The organism is Pseudomonas sp. 2822-17, assembly GCF_002742485.1.
Lineage (GTDB): Bacteria > Pseudomonadota > Gammaproteobacteria > Pseudomonadales > Pseudomonadaceae > Aquipseudomonas > Aquipseudomonas cyclaminis.
On record NZ_LJRZ01000658.1, the window covers coordinates 1 to 283 of the forward strand.

Annotated in this window: 1 pseudogene; it reads left to right on the forward strand. The window is 32.9% G+C overall.

The window, feature by feature from the left end:
* Positions 1–100: 100 nt before the first annotated feature.
* A pseudogene (locus tag AOA60_RS33470) lies at positions 101–283 on the forward strand (Ktr system potassium uptake protein D); the annotation flags it as partial.

The window sequence follows — 283 nt, forward strand, 5'->3', positions numbered from 1 at the left end:
ATGAAAGAGAAGTTTTAAGAAAACATTTTATAATACCTTATGGTAACAGAGTTCCACTAATGATATACTAAATCCCGAAATAAACCGGAGGTAATTTTATATGAATTTGGGATTAAGTAAATTTCTCAGCCCGTTTAGGATTATTGTAATATCATATATTATAGCAATGTTTGTGTTTGCTGTTCTTTTGTATCTTCCTTTCTCCACTCAGGAAGGTGTTTATATAACCTTCTCTGATGCACTGTTTACATCTGTTAGTGCTGTTAGTGTCACAGGGCTAACG